Source organism: Chryseobacterium sp. SIMBA_028, from assembly GCF_046535285.1.
Lineage (GTDB): Bacteria > Bacteroidota > Bacteroidia > Flavobacteriales > Weeksellaceae > Chryseobacterium.
In genome coordinates this window covers 263,567-283,101 of the sequence record NZ_JAWRWZ010000006.1, presented here as the reverse complement: position 1 = coordinate 283,101, position 19,535 = coordinate 263,567, and the positions used below count along the sequence as shown (strand labels likewise).

General features: G+C 38.2%; 14 protein-coding genes and 1 pseudogene. 10 read left to right on the top strand and 5 right to left on the bottom strand.

The window, feature by feature from the left end; translation table 11 throughout:
- Positions 1–6 precede the first annotated feature (6 nt).
- Positions 7–2,775 carry a SusC/RagA family TonB-linked outer membrane protein gene (locus SCA31_RS10320; protein WP_410696910.1) on the top strand — a complete coding sequence of 923 codons (2,769 nt, stop codon included), beginning with the start codon at positions 7–9 and terminating at the stop codon, positions 2,773–2,775.
- 29 nt (positions 2,776–2,804) lie between these two features.
- Positions 2,805–4,322, top strand: a complete 1,518-nt coding sequence (locus SCA31_RS10315) for a RagB/SusD family nutrient uptake outer membrane protein (protein WP_410696908.1) — start codon at positions 2,805–2,807, stop codon at positions 4,320–4,322.
- 64 nt (positions 4,323–4,386) lie between these two features.
- Here SCA31_RS10315 and SCA31_RS10310 read toward each other — a convergent pair whose 3' ends face one another.
- Positions 4,387–5,826 carry an alpha-amylase gene (locus tag SCA31_RS10310; protein WP_410696907.1) on the bottom strand — a complete coding sequence of 480 codons (1,440 nt, stop codon included), beginning with the start codon at positions 5,824–5,826 and terminating at the stop codon, positions 4,387–4,389.
- A gap of 187 nt (positions 5,827–6,013) precedes the next feature.
- Here SCA31_RS10310 and SCA31_RS10305 point away from each other — a divergent pair, with 187 nt between their 5' ends.
- Positions 6,014–6,685: a DUF4290 domain-containing protein gene (locus SCA31_RS10305; protein WP_410696905.1), complete on the top strand. Its 672-nt coding sequence runs from the start codon at positions 6,014–6,016 to the stop codon at positions 6,683–6,685.
- Positions 6,685–7,992 carry a UDP-N-acetylglucosamine 1-carboxyvinyltransferase gene (gene murA, locus SCA31_RS10300; protein WP_410696904.1) on the top strand — a complete coding sequence of 436 codons (1,308 nt, stop codon included), beginning with the start codon at positions 6,685–6,687 and terminating at the stop codon, positions 7,990–7,992. Before SCA31_RS10305 ends, murA begins: the two co-directional genes overlap by 1 nt.
- A 140-nt stretch (positions 7,993–8,132) precedes the next feature.
- On the opposite strand, the gene SCA31_RS10295 is transcribed toward murA, so the two are convergent.
- Together SCA31_RS10295 and SCA31_RS10290 are read right to left on the bottom strand one after the other, a co-directional pair.
- The gene (locus SCA31_RS10295) at positions 8,133–8,444 is read right to left on the bottom strand and encodes an NIL domain-containing protein (RefSeq protein ID WP_106914765.1); all 312 of its coding nucleotides are present in this window, start codon (positions 8,442–8,444) and stop codon (positions 8,133–8,135) included.
- A gap of 157 nt (positions 8,445–8,601) precedes the next feature.
- Positions 8,602–9,273 carry a YiiX/YebB-like N1pC/P60 family cysteine hydrolase gene (locus SCA31_RS10290; protein ID WP_410696903.1) on the bottom strand — a complete coding sequence of 224 codons (672 nt, stop codon included), beginning with the start codon at positions 9,271–9,273 and terminating at the stop codon, positions 8,602–8,604.
- Between the two features lie 102 nt (positions 9,274–9,375).
- Here SCA31_RS10290 and SCA31_RS10285 point away from each other — a divergent pair, with 102 nt between their 5' ends.
- Together SCA31_RS10285 and SCA31_RS10280 are read left to right on the top strand one after the other, a co-directional pair.
- Positions 9,376–10,074 (top strand): response regulator transcription factor, encoded by a 699-nt coding sequence (locus SCA31_RS10285; protein ID WP_410696902.1) that lies wholly within the window; start codon positions 9,376–9,378, stop codon positions 10,072–10,074.
- An 11-nt stretch (positions 10,075–10,085) separates the two neighbouring features.
- Positions 10,086–11,444 (top strand): ATP-binding protein, encoded by a 1,359-nt coding sequence (locus SCA31_RS10280; protein ID WP_410696901.1) that lies wholly within the window; start codon positions 10,086–10,088, stop codon positions 11,442–11,444.
- 32 nt (positions 11,445–11,476) lie between these two features.
- Here the strand turns inward: SCA31_RS10280 and SCA31_RS10275 are convergent, their stop codons facing one another.
- The gene (locus SCA31_RS10275) at positions 11,477–12,322 is read right to left on the bottom strand and encodes an EamA family transporter (protein ID WP_410696900.1); all 846 of its coding nucleotides are present in this window, start codon (positions 12,320–12,322) and stop codon (positions 11,477–11,479) included.
- Positions 12,323–12,751: 429 nt separating this feature from the next.
- Here SCA31_RS10275 and SCA31_RS10270 point away from each other — a divergent pair.
- From SCA31_RS10270 to SCA31_RS10255, 4 genes and pseudogenes are all read left to right on the top strand, one after another.
- Positions 12,752–13,132, top strand: a pseudogene (locus SCA31_RS10270) (MgtC/SapB family protein); the annotation flags it as partial.
- 106 nt (positions 13,133–13,238) lie between these two features.
- Positions 13,239–14,336, top strand: coding sequence for an efflux RND transporter periplasmic adaptor subunit (locus SCA31_RS10265; protein WP_410696898.1), 1,098 nt, complete (start codon positions 13,239–13,241; stop codon positions 14,334–14,336).
- Positions 14,337–14,378: 42 nt separating this feature from the next.
- On the top strand, positions 14,379–17,474 hold the full coding sequence (locus tag SCA31_RS10260) for an efflux RND transporter permease subunit (protein ID WP_410696897.1): 3,096 nt from the start codon (positions 14,379–14,381) through the stop codon (positions 17,472–17,474).
- Positions 17,464–18,723, top strand: coding sequence for a TolC family protein (locus SCA31_RS10255; RefSeq protein WP_410696896.1), 1,260 nt, complete (start codon positions 17,464–17,466; stop codon positions 18,721–18,723). Before SCA31_RS10260 ends, SCA31_RS10255 begins: the two co-directional genes overlap by 11 nt.
- A 258-nt stretch (positions 18,724–18,981) precedes the next feature.
- Here SCA31_RS10255 and SCA31_RS10250 read toward each other — a convergent pair whose 3' ends face one another.
- Positions 18,982–19,437 carry a DUF1801 domain-containing protein gene (locus SCA31_RS10250; RefSeq protein ID WP_410696895.1) on the bottom strand — a complete coding sequence of 152 codons (456 nt, stop codon included), beginning with the start codon at positions 19,435–19,437 and terminating at the stop codon, positions 18,982–18,984.
- Positions 19,438–19,535: the final 98 nt, after the last annotated feature.

The window sequence follows — 19,535 nt, the reverse complement described above, 5'->3', positions numbered from 1 at the left end:
CAAATTATGAAAAAAATGAAATTACCTCTGGCATTAGCTGCCCTTTGGGTAAGCGATATTGCCTTTGCTCAAACAACAGAGGAAAAGGAAAACAGGATCGAAGAAGTTGTGGTCATAGGCTATGGTTCAAAAAAAATAAAAGATATCACCGGAGCCGTTACCAATCTTAAAGCTTCTGAATCCAATATCGGAGGAGCCACAGCCAATATCGACCAGATGATAGGCGGAAGAGTCGCCGGGGTACAGTTCAAACAGACTTCCGACCAGCCCGGTGGTGGCAGCCAAACAATCATCAGAGGCAGAAATTCTATTTTTGGTACCACTGATCCTCTTTATATTATTGATGGAATTCCCTTATCCGAAGAAAGTACCGCAGCAAACGGTTCCTCACTCAACGGGGTTGCGACTTTTTCAGCACCTTCAAAAAATCCTCTAAATTCTATCAATCCAAATGATATTGAAAGTGTTGCTGTATTAAAAGATGCTTCCGCTACGGCCATCTATGGTTCAAGAGGCGCTAATGGCGTAGTGATCATTACCACCAAAAGAGGGAAAACAGGTAAGGCAAAAATTACTTATGACACCTATTACAGCTGGCAGAGTGTTGTAAAAAATTATGATGTCATGAACACTCAGGAATATCTGAATTTCTGGACCAAGATGGGTAAAACCCTGACTCCTGCAGACACCGGAATTAATACCGACTGGCAAAAACAGATCCAGAGAACAGGGGTGATCAGCAGCCATGCCCTAAGTATGTCTGGAGGCAGCGAAAATCTAAAATACTTTGCTTCGTTAGGCTATTTTGATCAGGAAGGAGTTCTTAAGAATTCAGGTATTGAAAGGTATACCGGAAGATTGAACCTCAGCTATACCAAAAATAAACTAGCCATCAACACCAATATTTTCACCAGTTTCATCAAAGATAAAAATCCTGCAATACAGGGGGATACCAGAAATTCATTAGTTTCTTCTGCTGTTACTTTCGCCCCTTATCTTTCTGCGGATACCCCTTATGCATCAGATCCGTCTTCTGATTTTAATGTAAACCCGCTCCTTTTTTTAAATATTAAAGACCGCACAAAATCAGATAAATTGAATGCAAGTGCCGATATTTCCTATGAAATCCTTGATGGTCTGAAACCGCAGCTGAAATTAGGATACGAAACCCAAAACTCTGTCAACAATTTCTTTCTGCCTAATTCTGTTCCCGCAAGCGGTATGTCAAGTATAGGAGTACATGGCGGAATTGCCTCCAATTCAAATTCAAGAAATAATAATTACCTGGCAGAAGCCCTCCTGAACTATAACAAAACGTTTGGAAAACATCAAATCATTGGACTGGCAGGATATTCCATTCAAAAATTTGAAAATGAATTAACGATGGCCTATGGAGAAAAATTTCCGACAGATATTTTAGACGGAAATTATAATCTTCAATCGGCATCAATACTCAGGGCATTTTCAAGCAGAACTCCAAGCACCCTTATTTCAGGATTTGGAAGAATAGACTATACGTATGACGGGAAATATTCTGTTACCGCTTCAATCCGAAGAGACGGTTCCTCAAAATTTTCCAGTGGAAACAAATGGGGTTGGTTTCCCGGAGTATCTGCAGCATGGAGAATTTCTGAAGAAGAGTTTTTAAAAGATAACAAAACCCTTAACGAACTTAAATTAAGAGCAGGATATGGTAAAACAGGAAACCAGGGATTCAATAATTATCTTTCTATGAACACTTATCTTATAGAAAGAAACGGAATCCTGGGCCAACAGCTGATAAGCGGAGCCACATTATCCAATTATACAGGAAATAAAGATTTCAAATGGGAAACTACCAGCCAGCTTAATATTGGAATCGATTTCGAAGCTTTCAACAGAGTACTGTCCGGAAGTATTGATGCTTTCAGTAAAAAAACAAAAGATCTGGTAATTCCTATTTCACTCCCTTTTGAAGGCGGGGTTGATCATCAGTGGATCAATGCAGCTGATACCAAAACAACAGGTATAGAAGTTTCATTACATGCAAGGATAATCCATAAGAAAAATTTTTCATGGAATGCCAATGCCAACTTCTCTTCCATAAAAACCACTGTAGATAAAATCTATGGAGGTACTGCTGCCAGATCGGCCATGGAATTATTAGGTTTCCGGGAAGGAGAAAGAGCCAATGCCTATTTAGCTCCAGACTTTTTAGGGCTTAATCCTGACGGAAGTATGAATCTGTCTAAAGAGCTACAGTACCAGGGAACCCCGGATCCCAAATTTACAGCCGGGCTGGGCAATAATTTTAAATATAAAAATTTTGGGCTTGATGTATTTTTCACAGCCTCTTTGGGTCAAAAGTTATTTAATTATGCTGCTGCTCAATATGGCATTGCCAAACCGGAGCAACCCTATAACCTTTTAAGGGAAGCTCAATATTTCACGGCTGCAAACGGAACTCCGGCTTCCAGATCAGGAAGTAATTACTGGGCGTATAACTCCCGTTTTATAGAGGACGCCTCATTTGTCAGATTACAAAATATTACGCTGTCTTACGATTTACCAGCTAGTGAGTACTTTGGAGATTTCATCTCTTCCTTCAGAATTTATTTTCAGGCACAAAATCTATGGACCTGGACCCAATACTCAGGGCTTAACCCGGAATCTTCCAATGGAAGTTATCTGGAAAGATCCGAAGGTATTCCTACCCCTATGCTACCGGGGAAAATAGATCTCGGAGGTTATCCTTCCGCAAGAACATATTCTCTGGGAGTGAATGTAAGCTTCTAATTTCTTTAATGATTAAAATAAAACCTATAATGAAAAATAAATTTATAAAAACTTATTGGCTGGGGCTTATTCTTTTCTCCGGTGGAAACCTGTTCAATTCATGCTCCGATAGTATGCTTGAAGAAAATGTTTATACCGGAACTTCTCAGAATAATCTTATAGCTCAGGGCGAAACCGGCTGCAAAATTCTCGTAGACGGCATTTACAAGTATGTACAATATTTTAGTTATTCACGGGGGAATAACTGGCAGCTGGCCCCCGAAGCAGGAACCGATGAGTTTACTTTAAACTGGGGATTTGCCATTACAGAATGGGGCGGAATGCAAAATTTCCTCAACCTGAATTCCGGCCATTATCAACCCATGGAAATGTACCGCGAAACCTACAAACTGATTGCTCAGTCTAATCAGGTCCTTATATCATTTGGCAGCAAAGAGAATGACCCTGCCTATTCTGCTATGATCGCAGAAGCCAGATTCTGGAGAGCATACGCGTATTATAAATTACAAAATGTTTTTGGAGCTGTTCCTTTAGTTACCGGTGGTGAAAATCTCTCCAGCGGCATTGAAAGAACTTCAGCAAGCGGCATAAGGTCTTTCGTAGAATCTGAAATGAAAAGTATTGAAAATACACTTCCTCCCCTTCCTTCCACTTACGGAAGACCTACAAAATGGGCAGTAAAAGCTTTCTTAGCAAGATTTTATTTGAATAATAAAGATTGGGCAAAGGCCAGCAAGTATGCAAAAGACGTTATTGATAATTCCGGAGCAAGTCTTCAGGCCAGATATCAGGATGTATTTAAAATCGATGCAAACTCTGAGATTATTTTAGCAGTCAATCAAATTAACCAGTCGGATAAAGGAAATAAATATGTGGCTCTTTCTTTGGAAAGCGAGCTGCGCAATGCGCTTAATATCCAGGGAGTATCTGCTTCTAACGGATATGGGATGTCTAATTATTTCTACAGCACTTTTGCATCCGATGATCAACGGGTGGCACCATTTAACAAAAATACTAAACAGGGAATTGCTATTGCAGGAATACAGTATAAAGCAGACGGAACCCCTGTATATGGAACAATAGCTGCTCCTGAAACCGTTCAAAAACATCTTAACCGGGTCATTACATTCAAATTCCCTTTACAGGAAAACATTGCAAAAGGAGAAGACAGTGATGCCGACTTCCCGCTGATGCGTCTTGGTGAAATTTATCTTACGTATGCAGAAGCCCAGTTTCAGATGGGAAATACAGCAGCAGCTTTACAGTATATCAATCCAATCAGGACCAGAGCCGGATTACAGCCTCTTACCGTTTTAACATTAGATGATATTCTGAATGAAAGAGGATGGGAAACCTATCATGAAGGATACCGCAGAGAAGACCTTCTGAGGTTTGGGAAGTTACTTGAAAAAGTAGAATTGAAATATAAATACGACTTTCCGGCATCTCCTTATCCTCACTCAGGAAATGTCAGCAGAGAACTCTTCCCTATTCCGGCAGATGCGCTGTCTTTAAATCCCAAGCTTACCCAAAATCCCGGATATTAGAATAGTCTATAGTATCATTTCAAAGGATAGATTCATAAAAAAGAGAGCATTTTGCTCTCTTTTTCTATTGATTTAAGGACCAGATGGAATAAGAATTTGGTGGACATTGAATTTTCACCCACTTATCCCCTTGCGTTGTCGGATACCAGCTTGAACTTCCGGTAAAATCCTTGATCTGCTGATTGCTCCAATTAGTTTCAATCCAACGTTCCTGCCAGCTTGATGATGTATTGATATACACGACCAGCCCAGGATTCCCATTATAACCATTACGTCTTGCAATGTATTCATCATTATCAGTGTATACAATGGAAGTTGTTCCCGTAGCCTTGTTGTTGTGGATCCAAATTAAATTATTTAACTTGTCTTTATTAAGCCATTCTTCATAATCTCTGTAGAAAATAGTTGGATATCCCTCATGGGTCAAAATATAGGCATAGGCCGGCATTTTATTGTAGATAATATCCGTATCATGATTGGCCACAAAGGTTACTGCTTTGTACGGATTTCTTTTCCACATCATATCATCATTCAAAACATTTAAATTTCCATTATCAAAGGCTTCATCCATTTTATAATAAGCCGCAAAATCAAATACAGAACTGTTTGCATTATTTGCCCAAGCCTCCAAAGTATTGACGTTGGAATCCCACAATTCCCCTACAGAAAATCCACCAACCTTAGAATTCCAGTTATTGACTACCCAAGGGCCAAATCCTTTAACATAATCAAATCTCCAGCCGTCAAACTTCATCACATTTTTATAGTATTTCCCTACAGAATCATCTCTGCCCCAAAGCCAGTCCTGCACATGAGGATTAGCATGACAAAGGTCCGGAAAACCACCAAAAGAGCCTTCATCATTATTTCCGTAAGAATTTTTATAAAAATCATTATAGCTTCTCTGAAACTTTCCGGAAGCTACTCCTGAAAAATTAGTCCAGGTATTTGTTCCGGTATAAGGATTAGCCTCAGATTGCCCGCCGCTGTTATGATTAATGACGATATCAGCATATACCTGCATATTTTCAGCATGAGCCTTTGTAATCAAGGCTTCCAGTTCAGTTCTTGATCCAAAACGGGTTTCTACACTTCCATTTTGATTAAAATTTCCAAAATCATAATAATCCGTAGGATCATACCCCATTGAGTAAGCTCCGTTTTGTGCCTTTGAGGCCGGAGGGAGCCATACCGCTCCAATTCCTGCATTAGACCATGCCGTTAATTTATCTTTCACGGTATTCCACCAATTGCCTCCTTCCGGAACATCCCAATAAAATCCCTGCATCAAAACACTGCCCCCCGGACCTGCTACAAATTTACCCTGTACAGATCCAGATCCCTTTCCGGCACTGAAAGGTCTGCCATCATGATGGGTTACATTTACAATTTTATCATGTACTTCATCTTTTTGAGAAGGCTCTTTGATAAATTCATCATTGTTCTGACATGAACCAGCTAGTGCCAATGCCAGTAAGGAAAGTAAAAATTGTACTTTTTTCATCGGAATATTTAATTATCAATCTATTAAACAAGTTACAATTTTCTTAAAATCAAATTCAATTTAAAGTGAAATATTTTTACTTTTCATAATAAATCAATAAGTTAACCTACATGAAGTTTCATTAAAAAATCATATTTTTTTAAGATTCTCCAAACAATTTTTCTTTTAATCCATATATTTGCATACTATGGAATACAATACCCAAAAAACTCAGCTTCATATGCCGGAATACGGCAGAATTATACAACAGTTGGTTGAGCGCTGCAAAGAACTTCCTACCAAAGAGGAAAGGAATGAAATGGCTATGGCAATCATCGATTTTATGGGTCAAAGAAACCCACAACTTCGCGACGAGGAAAATTATAAACATAAACTTTGGGACCATCTTTTTATTCTTGCTAACCATGATTTGGATGTAGAATCTCCTTATCCGTTTCCTACCATGGAACAATTGGCAGAAAAACCTAAAAGAATGGAATATCCAAAACTTCAAGGTGACTTCAAGTTTTACGGAAAAAGTATTCTTCAATTGATAGAAAAAGCAATCGAACTAGAGCCAGGGGATGAAAAAGAAGCCCTAATAGAGGTAATTGCCAACAATATGAAGAAATCTTATAATGTCTATAATAAAGAACATGTGACGGATGACGTTATTTTCCGTCATCTGAAAGAACTGTCTGAAAACAGGTTGGATCTTACGGGAATTGAATCTCTTGAAAAAAGTAAGATTTATTATACCAATAATAACAACCGAAACAATAACGGTAACAACAACCGAAACAATAGTAACAGTAACAACAATAATAAAAACCAACCTAACAAAAGAAGGCATAATAACAATCATAAAAACAGAAAATAATGAGTGGAACATTTCAAATAAGAGGAGGAAAAAGACTGCAGGGTGAGATAACTCCACAAGGAGCCAAAAATGAGGCTCTACAAATTTTATGTGCAGTTCTGTTAACTGATGAAGAAGTTAGGATCAAAAATATTCCAGACATTCATGATGTCAACAGATTGATTGAAATTCTGGGTGATTTTGGTGTAAAAGTTACTAAAAATGGTCACGGAGATTATACTTTCAAAGCTGATCAAGTTAATTTTGACTATATAAAGTCTAATGAGTTTAAAAAAGACGGAGCTAAACTACGTGGCTCTATCATGCTTATGGGACCAATGTTGGCACGCTATGGAGAGGCTTATATGCCAACTCCGGGTGGTGACAAAATCGGAAGAAGAAGGTTGGATACTCACTTCCAGGGATTAGTAGAGCTGGGTGCAGAATTTCATTACGATGAAGAAGAGTATTTCTATTCTTTAAAGGCTAAAGAACTTAATGGTAAATTTATTTTACTGGAAGAAGCTTCTGTAACAGGAACAGCCAATATCGTTATGGCTGCTGTATTGGCTAAAGGAAAAACAAGAATTTACAACGCTGCATGCGAGCCTTATCTTCAACAGCTATGTAAAATGCTGAACAGAATGGGAGCTAATATCTCAGGAATCGGTTCTAATCTATTGACTATTGAAGGAGTAGATTATTTAAGAGGTACTGAACACACAATGCTTCCGGACATGGTAGAAATCGGATCTTGGATTGGTCTTGCGGCTATGACAAAATCTGAAATCACTATTAAAAATGTAAACTGGAACCAACTAGGTGTGATTCCAAATACATTCAGAAAACTGGGAATTCAGCTTGAGCAAAGCGGTGATGATATTTATATTCCTGCTCAGGAACATTATAAAATCCAGAAATTTATAGACGGATCTATTCTTACCATTTCGGATGCTCCATGGCCGGGATTCACGCCGGATTTATTATCTATTATTTTGGTGGTAGCCACTCAGGCTAAAGGAAGTATCCTTGTTCACCAGAAAATGTTTGAATCCAGATTATTCTTCGTGGATAAATTAATCGATATGGGTGCTCAGATTATTTTATGTGATCCGCACAGAGCTACCGTAATTGGATTAAACCAGGAAGCTCCATTAAGAGGGACTACAATGGTTTCTCCTGATATCAGAGCCGGAAATGCACTTCTTATTGCCGCATTATCTGCTGAAGGGAAATCCATTATCCACAATATCGAGCAAATCGACAGAGGATACGAAAATATCGATGGAAGACTAAAAGCAATTGGTGCCGATATCGAAAGAATTTAAAAACTTATTTTTATTACAATAGAGCGTTCAGATTAATCTGGACGCTTTTTTTACTGGTTAATTTGAAATAAAACTTCTAAAAAAAGTGCCTGATTAAAAAAATCAGACACTTTGAGTAATTAAAACTATATGAATCTCCCCTATGAATATTTTCGGCAGAGGTACTCCACCGTTGTATTCAAAAGTTTATTTTTATTCAGATAAACTTCAAGCTGATGATAGTCTTCTGAATTAACATTAATGTATAATTGTACTGAACCAAAACTGTATCCGTTCACATATTCCACATTGGCTGACAACACTCTGTGACAAATCCCAAATTGATTATAGATGGTATTCATTAAATGCTCAAATTTCATTTTGCCATTCAATTCTATTTCCAATAACAATTCTTTTTTAGGGAGGTTCAGTTTATTTTGCAGAACCTGCAGGCCAGGATTAGGTGTAATCATCACTAAACATTTTTTGGTTAAACACTTTTAGATCATATTGCTCTTTGCATTTAAATCTGTCACAAAAATATAAAAAAATATTAGTCCACCAAACTAGTAGACTAATATTTTTTAAAATTTAACAAAAAAAGAAGCCTTTACAGCTTCTCCTAGTATCTTAAAGTTCCTTTATCCTTTCCAGTTTTTCTGAGCCGGCCAAGCCGTTGGGATTACAGCCAGGCTCTCCCTCAGGGACTTTCAGATTTTTTTTGCTATAAAAATCCGCCCAAAATGCATTAATCTTTCCCGTTTTGGGATCAATAAATGTCATGGGCTCCAATTTGAAAATTTGATCATTTCTAAAAGCTCTTTCAATAAAATCAGAACAGTAATATGAATTTTCATCCAAAATATAATTGAAATTATAGGGTTTCCCTACCATTGAATTCGCTTTTTCAATGGCAGTCGGAATCGCTTTTTGATATTCAGGCTTCAAACGGTACACCACTACATTCTGGCCATCTTCTTTCTGATCTTTAATAAACTCCTTTAAATCCTGCTTCTGAGATCCTCCTTTCGGTGCCGCATGCAAAACATACATTTTACCACCTATTTTTTCGAGAATACCAATATGATCAAAGGATGCCCTCTTTTGTTTTTGTGTAACATTATTAATGGCACCGGAAAGTCCCGATTCCTTGGCGGTAACAAAAAGAAAGTCTCCATTCTTAAGTTGTTCTGTATCCTTTTGGGATGCACATTGCATCAACACAACCATTAAAAAGGACAGAAGACCTGCAATGGATATTTTCTCTAATTTTTTATCTAAAAACATTTTAAATCCTGACATCTGATTATTATTTCGGGCTCAAAATTACAAAATAGAATTCATTACATTTGTGGTGAATATTGAGCGAGTTTTCATTCCAATAAAAACACTTTACACATTCTTATGCCTCATATTTTACTAGTAGAAGACGACAAAAGACTTTCACGACTTATCGGCAGAGGACTTCTGGAACAGGATATGGACGTAAGTTTTGCCTATGACGGCGAAAAAGCATTGGAACTGGCCTCATCTCAGGATTTCGACCTCATCATTACGGATATTATTGTTCCATTAAAGAATGGTCTGGATTTTTGCAGGGAAATAAAAAGTTCAAAACCTCATATTCCTGTCATTATGCTTACCGCATTGGGAACTACCGACGATAAATTGGAGGGTTTTGATTCCGGAGCGGATGATTACCTTACCAAGCCGTTTGAAATGCGTGAACTCATTGCCAGAGTTAAGGTTTTAATGAAAAGATCCTCCCTACACTCCCCTACAGAACAGCTATTAAAATATGAAAATATTGAAATGGATCTCAAGTTGAAGTCTGTCAGCAGAAACGGAATCTCCATAAAGCTGACTCCTAAGGAATTCAATCTGATGAAATATATGCTGGAAAATCCGGAAAGGGTTCTTTCCCGCTCTGAAATTGCAGAAAATGTATGGGAAACTCACTTCGATACCGGAACCAATTTTATTGATGTCTACATCAATTATATCAGAAAGAAAATTGACAAGGATTTTGAAAGTAAACTAATCCATACCAAAGCAGGAATGGGTTTTATTTTAAAAAAAGGATACGAAGAAAACCATCAATAGCACTTTAAAGCATGAAAGTCAGAACCCGGCTTACCCTACTTTTTACTTTTGTCACCGCAATGCTGATGATATTCTATGGTGTTGCCGTCTATTATTCTTCAAGTGAAGCAAGAGAAACCTCATTTTATGCTCAGCTCAGAAATGAAGGCGTTGCCAAGGCCAATCTTTTTTTTCAGAGTACATTGTCTGAAAAGGAAATGCACCGTCTTTACAAAAACAATACAAAAACCATTAATGAAGTTCAGGTAGCCATCTATGATCCGGAATTCAACCTCATCTATCATGACGATTCAAAGGTAGATTATGTAAAAGAGGATCCGAAGATGCTTTCCAAAATTCTGAAAAATAAAGAAATAAGTTTTCTTATTGATGATCTTCAGGCTGTTGGAACCGTTTATTCTCATAATGGGAAAGAATATTTAGTAACTGCAGCCGGATATGATCAGTATGGCTATAGCTCAATCAATCATCTGCTTACCATCAGTATCATTGCTTTTATCAGTATTCTTATTTTGATTTATCTGGCAGGAATCTTTCTTTCTAAAAAAGCGTTGAATCCACTGAGTGAAATGGTGGAACAAATCAAAAGGATTACAGCCGGAAAATTACAACTGCGTTTGAAAACCACCAAAGAGAAAGATGAGCTTAATGAGCTTGCCCAAAATTTCAATGGGATGTTGGAAAGACTGGAGAATTCCTTTGATGCTCAAAAGCATTTCGTATCCAATATTTCACATGAGCTTCGTACCCCATTATCTGCCATTATTACGGAACTGGAACTGGCCTCTGAAAAGGAGCAGACCAAGGAAGAATATCAGGAAACCATTCAGTTTGCTTTGGATGATGCCCGTAATATGGTCAAGTTATCCAATAGCTTGATGGATCTTGCCAAGGCCAGCTATGATCCCAATGAAATCAGTTTTTCTGAAATACGCCTTGATGAAATTCTTCTGGAATCTTATTCTAAAATTATAAAGGAAAATTCAGAATACAAAGTTTCATTGAATATAGGGAGTGAAGTGGAAGAACCTCAGCTTATCCTTCAAGGAAATGAGTATCTGCTACAGGTTGCATTTAATAACCTTATTGATAACGCCTGTAAATATTCTCCTGAGCATAGGTGTTCTATAGATGTCAAAACCTATGCAAATTCATTGATCATCAGTTTTACCAATACAGGAATTATCATTTCACAGGAAGACCTACAGCATATTTTTGAGCCATTTTACAGAAGCGAAAATTCCAAAAAAGAAAAGGGATACGGCATAGGACTTTTCCTGACCGAGAAAATCATCCATCTTCATCATGCAATGATTAAAGTAACATCAGAAAACAATAAAACAGTTTTTATGGTGATCTTTAATCTTTAATATGGATTTAAAATTCTTTTCCTCTTTAGAGTTTATTCATGAGAAATCCTGCTGAAAATTGTAGTCCCAATACTGGCTGCTATGACACAGGCAATGGATATCCACTGTAAAAAAGTTAGCTCTTCTGCCAGAAATACCAATCCCGAAAGGGCTGCAAAAGCTGGTTCCAGACTCATCAGAATACTGAAAGTCTTTGCCGGAAGTTTTTTAAGGGCCATCATTTCTAATGAAAATGGTAATGCACTTGACAGAATTGCAACTCCTAACCCCTTCACAAAAATTGTAGGTGTAAGATTGAAAACGGCACCATCCCATATTGTAAAGGGAATAATCACAAGACTTGCAAACAGCATTCCCGTGGTAACAGCATCCTTTCCATCCATTATTTTAGAAACCTTTCCACCCATCACAATATAAAGAGCCCAAAATATTCCTGCAAGAAAAGCAAGTCCAAGCCCCACTAAATCGATATGATCACTTTTCCAGGGAACAATAAGCAATATCCCTACACAAGCCAACAAGGCCCATATCACATCCAATAATTTACGGGAAAGGGCTAAGGCCAAGAATAAAGGTCCTGCAAACTCGACGGTAACCGCCAACCCTAAGGGAATTCGCTGAATAGCCATATAAAAAATAAGGTTCATAGCGGCCAGTCCTATTCCGTACATTGCACAATATTTCCATTTTTGGCTGGTAAACTGCAAAAACTTCGGACGGTTAATTATTGTCAGTAAAATTGCAGAAAGAACAATCCTTAAAGTAACGGTTCCAATAGCTCCTATCGCAGGAAAAAGCTGTTTGGCAATAGATGCTCCGCCTTGTACACAGATAATGGCTAAAAGCGTAGCGGGAATCGCCAGATTTGATTTTTTCATTTCTACAATTTAATTTATAAAGACAACTTTTGGGGATGAAACCGGGAGATAAAACAAATTTTATTCTACAAAATTAATAATAGTATAGTACAAAATTGAATTTTTGCCAAATGTATTGAATTATTATCTTAAACAATGGTTACAGATTTAGAATTAAAGCGTTAATCTGTAACCACTCATACCCCTTTGCATAGTATCAAATGATATAATCTTTCATTTAAAAAAGCTCTATCCTTATTTTCTCTAATAAAATTCTAATAGCATTCTAAAGCCTTTCTAACGGTAAAAAAGCAACGTCATTTCTACTTTTGCACAGTAAAAAATAAAGCATATGGACTCAGATCCCTACAGTAATTATCAATCTTAAAAGCTTTAGTTGTACTCACTTTTCCCGTACAGCCTCAAAGCTTTATAAAAACAGGAAAAGTTATGAATACATTTGAATTTACCCTTCGTTTATTGACTGCTTTCTGCTTAGGAGCCGGTATAGGTTTCGAAAGACAGTGGCGCAGAAAAAATGCGGGCCTCCGTACCAATACACTGGTTTGTATAGGCTCTGCAGCATTCGTATTAATTGCCATCAGAATTGGTGGTGATGCAGCCGGAAGAATTACCTCCTATATTGTCAGTGGAATTGGTTTCCTGGGGGGTGGCGTTATCATGAAAGATGGCCTTACCGTAAGAGGATTAAATACTGCGGCTACTTTATGGTGCTCCGCTGCAATAGGCGCCTTATGTGCCTTAGGTTATCCCATAGAAGCACTTATCACCGTTTTCTTCATTGTTTCCACAAATATATTTCTACGACCCGCTTTGTCTACCCAAAAGGAAGTACGAAGTAAAAATATCGTCATTAAAAAGAAAAAGAACGATACCAAAGCAAAAATCAGCAACAGTACCCAATTTTATTAAGATCATGAAAAGAATAATCTTAAGCATTATTACCCTCTTTGCCATCTCCTGCAAAGACAATGCCCCTCAGCAAAACAAGGAAGAGGAAATCACCTTCAAAAATAATCAGGTCATTATTCCGGAAAGCAGTCCTGTTTTAAAAAAAATAAAAACCATAACGGTTAGCGATCAGGAATACAACCATGATATTACCTCTGTAGGAACCATAGAAGCCATTCCCAACAACTACGCCGAAATTGCAAGCCCCTTTTCCGGAAGAATTACACGGGCTTTTGTTAATATCGGTCAAAAGGTAAGCGCAGGAAGTCCCCTTTTTGAGGTTCTTTCTTCTGGTTATCTGGAGGTGCAGAAAGAATATTCTGATGCCCTGAATGAAGCTGGTCTCGCTGAAAAGAAGTACAAACGCCAGCAGGACCTTGTAAAACACGGGGTGGGAATACAAAAAGAACTAGAGGAATCAGAAACCGAATTTAAAAACAAAAAAATCTCTTTAACCAATGCTTCTACAGCATTAAAGATCTACAACAGCCAAAGTAAAGGCTCCGGAGGGTTAATCGTTAGAGCTCCCATCGCAGGAGAAGTTATTTCTAACAAAATTGTTACCGGACAATACCTTCGCGAAGATGCTGAACCTGTAATGATTGTTGCCGAACTCTCAAAAGTCTGGATCTCTGGAGAAGTTAAGGAGAAAGACCTTCGATTTATTAAAAACGGCGATCAGGTATCTGTAAAAATTAATACTTATCCGGACAGAGCCATCACCGGAAAAGTTTATCACATCAATGACTGGGTAGATGAGGCAACACGAAGTATTAAGGTTTTAATACAATGTGAAAATCCCGATAGAACATTGAAGCCGGGCATGTTTGCCACCATTACGTATTCCACCGATTCTGAAAACACAATTATTATCCCAACCTCTGCATTGATGCAGAAAGACGACAACCAGTATGTATGGATTAAAACAGGAAAAAACCAATTCATGAAAAGAAATGTAGCCACCGCAGAAGCTTCTGAGAAAATGGTAAAGATTACCTCAGGACTTAAATCCGGAGACGAAATCATGACTACGGGTGGAATCTATTTGCTGGAAGTAAAATAAATGTCGAATGCGGAAGATGAAGGTTCCCATTAAAGTTAGCATATGAAAAAGTTATTAACAATTTCTATACAGAAAAAATGGCTGATACTGGCCCTATTCATATTATTAGGAGTTTTTGGATATTATTCCTGGACTAAGCTTTCCGTTGAAGCCTATCCTGATATTGCCGATACGACTTCACAAGTTGTCACCCAGGTACAAGGCCTGGCTGCCGAAGAAGTAGAACAGCAGATCACTATTCCTCTGGAAAGAGCCCTCAATGGGATTCCGGGAATGCATGTGATGAGAAGTAAGAGTACATTTGGACTTTCCATGATTACCATGGTATTTGATGATGGAATTGATGATTATTGGGCGAGACAGCGTATTCAGGAAAGACTGGCTGATGTTTCCCTGCCCTATGGCGCACAGCCGGGACTGGATCCTTTAACCTCTCCCGTAGGAGAAATTTACCGCTATGTTATTGAAAGCGATAACCACAGTTTAAGAGAACTTACAGATCTGCAGAACTTTGTTATTATTCCCAGAATAAAACAGGTTTCCGGGATTGCTGATGTAACTAATTTTGGAGGAATTACCACGCAGTTTCAGATAGAGCTTGATCCCAATAAGCTGGAACAATATGGTCTTTCCTTAGCTGAAGTTATTGAAACCATTAGTAAAAACAATGCCAGTGCAGGAGGAAGCATGCTTCCCCGTGGAGATCTGGCGTATGTGGTTCGTGGAATTGGACTCATCAAAAACCTTGATGATCTGGGAAAAACCGTTGTCAAAACAGAAAAAGGAGTTCCCGTTTTTCTGAATGACATCGGGACATTGAAATACGGAAATCTTGAACGCAAGGGAATTCTAGGCTTTACAGACCGTAACAGAAATTACAATGAAAGCGTAGGTGGAATTGTTCTTTTGCTAAAAGGTCAAAATCCATCACAGGTTTTAACAGGGGTCCATGAAGCAGTAGATGAACTTAACAAAAATATTCTTCCTGCAGGCGTAAAAATTCATACTTATCTGGATAGAACTGATCTGGTAAAAACAACCCTCAATACAGTTTCCCATACCTTAACAGAAGGAATTGTACTGGTCATTATTATATTGATCATATTCCTTGGAAGCTGGCGGGGAGCACTTCTTACCGCCATTACCATTCCTTTTTCGCTTCTTATTGCATTTATTTTAATGCATTTTACGAATATTCCTGCTAATCTTCTGTCATTGGGGGCCATAGATTTCGGAATAATTGTAGATGGTTCCATTGTAATGCTGGAAGCTATTTTGAAGAAGAGAGAGGATCATCCTGATGAAGAGCTGGAGGAAAAAACAATCATCCAGAAAGCCACTGAGATTGCAAAACCTATTTTCTTTTCAGGAATTATCATCATTACAGCCTATTTACCGCTATTTGCCTTTGAAAGAGTAGAAAAAAAACTATTTACCCCAATGGCCTTTACGGTAGGGTATGCATTACTGGGAGCATTGGCTGTTGCTTTACTTTTGATTCCCGGGCTGGCTTTTATGATTTATAAAAAACCCAGAAAAATTTATCATAATAAATGGCTTGAAAAAATAAGTACTGCTTATGGAAGAGGGATAGACAAAATCATGGCCGCTCCCAAAAAGATTTTTATCCCTGCCGGAATTGTACTGGTAGGTGCCGGAATACTTTCATACAATGTAGGTAAGGATTTTTTACCGGAGCTTGACGAAGGTTCTATCTGGCTTCAGGTACAGCTTCCTCCGGGTATTTCATTGAAAAAGGCTCAGGAAATGAGCGATTCACTTCGTCTCAGAACAATGAAGCACTCAGAAGTCACTTACATTATGGTACAAGCAGGACGGAACGATGATGGCACAGATCCATGGACTGCTTCTCACTTTGAAGTATCGGTAGGAATAAAACCTTACAAGGAATGGCCGTCAGGAAAAACAAAAGCTGATCTTATTAAAGAATTAGCAGAAGATTACAAAGGAATGCCAGGCTTTACCGTAGGATTTTCACAGCCGATGATTGATGGGGTAATGGATAAAATTTCTGGAGCGCACAGTGAACTGGTCGTCAAAATATATGGTGATGATTTTGCAGGAACAAGAAAGGTGGCCGATAATGTACTTTCACTTTTAAAGAAAATTCCCGGATCAGCCGATCTTGCTATCGATCAGGAACCTCCGCTTCCTCAATTACAGATCATCGCTGACAGAAATAAAATTGCTCAATATGGACTGAATGTTTCTGACGTAACCGACCTCATCGAGACCGCTCTTGGAGGAAAAGCAGTTTCACAAATTTTTATAGGAAACAAAGTATATGATATTTCCTGCCGATATGTAGAAAACAGCCGTAATACTCCGGAGAAAATAGGAAACCTAATGCTGGCCTCTTCATCCGGAGCCAAAATTCCGCTTTCGCAGATTGCAAGTGTAACACTAAGTACCGGAGAAAGCACCATAACAAGGGAAATGAATAAAAGACACCTTACCGTAAAGCTTAACCTGCGCGGAAGAGACCTTACTTCATTCCTCAACGAAGCACAGAAAAGCATTGAAAATAATATCCGCTACGATCATGAAAAGTACCAGATCAAATGGGGTGGCCAGTTTGAAAATAAAAACAGAGCCTATTCAAGACTGGCGGTTATTGTACCGCTGGCATTAGCGCTTATGTTCCTACTGCTTTATGGTGCATTTGGAACCTTCAGACAGGCACTTATATTGATGAGTATTATTCCGCTGGCATTATTTGGGGGAATGCTCGCCTTGAACATCAGAGGAATGTCCTTGAACGTTTCTTCTGCAGTAGGTTTCATTGCCTTATTCGGGGTAGCCATCCAAAATGGAGTGATTATGGTTTCCTATATCAATACCCTCAGAAAAAATGGAATTAATCTCAAAACATCAGTCATTCAGGGAGCAAAGGACCGCTTCAGGCCGGTATTAATGACTGCCTCAGTGGCTATTATAGGTTTATTGCCTGCTTCACTGGCAACAGGAATTGGTTCCGATGTACAAAGACCTCTGGCAACAGTAATTGTGTATGGGCTTATGTTCTCTACATTCCTTACCCTGTTTGTACTTCCTGCCATTTATTATTTAGCTGAACTTCGTTTTGACAAACAAAATGTAACATCCCATGAAATTTAATTTTTTAATCATATTATGCTGTACCGTTACAGGTATTTTCATCAATGCACAGACGGTAAAAGAGCCTCTTTACTTCAATGAATATCTGGCTTTTGTTAAAGATAAAAACCTAGGCCTTGCCGCACAGAAATACAATGTCAGCATGGCAGAAGCATCTATTCTTACCGCAGGTATTTTTCCTGATCCACAAATAGAAATGGAAACCTCAAACAACGGGGTTTCCAAAGATATGGGACATACTATAGAAGGAGCCATCAGCTGGACCCTTGAACTGGGTGGAAAAAGAAAAGCAAGAATTGAAGCGGCAAAAAATGAGGCAGAATACTCCAAGTTACAGCTACAGGATTATTTAAGAAACCTGCTTGCTGATGCTACCTTGGGATATATTGAAGCTTTAAAATCTAAAGCTTTGCTGAATGTTCAGAAAGAGTCTTATCAAAGCATGCTGAAACTGGCAAAATCCGACAGTATCCGATACAAATTGGGTGATATTTCCAGAGTAACCTCCCAGCAAAGCAAGCTTGAAGCTTCTTCTTTATTGAATGACGTATACCATCTTGAGGGAACCCAGCAACAATCCGTAACCGCACTTTCTGATTTCATCGGTAGTGATAGTACAGAAAAGGATGTAATCGGAGATCTGAACTCTTTCAACAGAAACTACACATTGAATGACCTCATCACACAGGCCGTTAACGAAAGGTCTGATCTTTTGGCATCCAAGCAGAATATCCATACAGCGGCAAGTCGTATTAAACTTGAAAAGGCTAATCGTGTCATGGATCTTGGGTTAAGTGCCGGTGCCGGACACAATACTGTTGCTAATAATGAAATAGCTCCCTCTCCTGCTGTAAACACTGTAAAATTAGGAATCAGTGTTCCTCTGAAGTTTTCCAACCGAAGAAATGCCGATCTGAAAATTGCAGAAATGGGTTACTCACAAGCTGAAACTGAATACAGACAGATTGAAAACAGCATCCGGATGGAGGTTACACAAGCTTATCAACAATATACTTCTTCCCAAAAACAGTTACAGCAGTTTGACAATGGCATGCTGAAAGAAGCAGAAAATATCCTGAAAGGAATTACTTACAGCTATCAACGCGGGGAAAGCTCTATTTTGGAAGTCCTCAATGCACAGAGAACCTATAATGAACTTCGCCAAAATTATTTCCAGCTTCTGGCAGAAAATGCAGCAGCCTTAATTGATCTTGAGCGTAAGGCAGGAATCTGGGATATTGATTTCTAAGATGAAACAAAGAAGAATCATCTGATTATTTTTAACCACAAAAGTCACAAAAGCTTTTTAACATTTAAAAGAATAAGTTATTATAGATACGACTGAGAAAAACACTTAGGTTTCTACGAAAATCATAGATTTTCATCTTACGTAAGCTTTCTATACCGCATTATTTTAACTCACTTATATGAACTAAAGTGTTTTTAAAGAAAACTTTTATGACTTTTGTGGTTCAGTTTTATTTGTATTTCAATTAAAAATTTGAAACTACTTCTTATACTGGGACTCGTAAATTCCAATCCAGTCCTCAACGGTCATTTTTTTGCTCAGCTCAGCAATTAATGCAAAGGGAATGTCTTCCGTTTTTTTGAAACGTACACAGGATTTACCCATATCCAGTTTTTTCTTTGAATGTTTAGGATATTCTGCAACAAACCAGTCAAGAAGCTCCTGCTTGGAATATAATCCCATATGGTAAAGTGCTATAAAGTTCTTTTGGGAAGCCAGGTTGATAAACGGCAAAGGAGTATTGGCAGCACAATGATAACCTGCAGGGTAAGTTTCCAAAGGGACTACCCAACCTATCATTCCGTAATTGGAGGTATCCTCAAAACCTTTTGGCAGATGAGTATTAATGGTATCAAAGAGTTTTTTAAAGGCTTCCTGTCTTTCTTCAGGAATCTTTGAAATATAGTCTTCTATAGAATGGGATGAGATTTGCATTTTCAGTTAGTTTTAAGCTTTCAAGTTAATAAAAAAATCATTTGATATAAAAAGGCGGCAGTACAAAAATATACTACCGCCCAACTTTATTTACACTA

What these genes read in the sequence shown, in the direction of transcription:
- SCA31_RS10320 (WP_410696910.1), top strand. Translation starts at nt 7, where the DNA reads ATGAAAAAAATGAAATTACCTCTGGCATTAGCTGCCCTTTGGGTAAGC.
- SCA31_RS10315 (WP_410696908.1), top strand. Translation starts at nt 2,805, where the DNA reads ATGAAAAATAAATTTATAAAAACTTATTGGCTGGGGCTTATTCTTTTC.
- SCA31_RS10310 (WP_410696907.1), bottom strand. Translation starts at nt 5,826, where the DNA reads ATGAAAAAAGTACAATTTTTACTTTCCTTACTGGCATTGGCACTAGCT.
- SCA31_RS10305 (WP_410696905.1), top strand. Translation starts at nt 6,014, where the DNA reads ATGGAATACAATACCCAAAAAACTCAGCTTCATATGCCGGAATACGGC.
- murA (WP_410696904.1), top strand. Translation starts at nt 6,685, where the DNA reads ATGAGTGGAACATTTCAAATAAGAGGAGGAAAAAGACTGCAGGGTGAG.
- SCA31_RS10295 (WP_106914765.1), bottom strand. Translation starts at nt 8,444, where the DNA reads ATGATTACACCTAATCCTGGCCTGCAGGTTCTGCAAAATAAACTGAAC.
- SCA31_RS10290 (WP_410696903.1), bottom strand. Translation starts at nt 9,273, where the DNA reads ATGTCAGGATTTAAAATGTTTTTAGATAAAAAATTAGAGAAAATATCC.
- SCA31_RS10285 (WP_410696902.1), top strand. Translation starts at nt 9,376, where the DNA reads ATGCCTCATATTTTACTAGTAGAAGACGACAAAAGACTTTCACGACTT.
- SCA31_RS10280 (WP_410696901.1), top strand. Translation starts at nt 10,086, where the DNA reads ATGAAAGTCAGAACCCGGCTTACCCTACTTTTTACTTTTGTCACCGCA.
- SCA31_RS10275 (WP_410696900.1), bottom strand. Translation starts at nt 12,322, where the DNA reads ATGAAAAAATCAAATCTGGCGATTCCCGCTACGCTTTTAGCCATTATC.
- SCA31_RS10265 (WP_410696898.1), top strand. Translation starts at nt 13,239, where the DNA reads ATGAAAAGAATAATCTTAAGCATTATTACCCTCTTTGCCATCTCCTGC.
- SCA31_RS10260 (WP_410696897.1), top strand. Translation starts at nt 14,379, where the DNA reads ATGAAAAAGTTATTAACAATTTCTATACAGAAAAAATGGCTGATACTG.
- SCA31_RS10255 (WP_410696896.1), top strand. Translation starts at nt 17,464, where the DNA reads ATGAAATTTAATTTTTTAATCATATTATGCTGTACCGTTACAGGTATT.
- SCA31_RS10250 (WP_410696895.1), bottom strand. Translation starts at nt 19,437, where the DNA reads ATGCAAATCTCATCCCATTCTATAGAAGACTATATTTCAAAGATTCCT.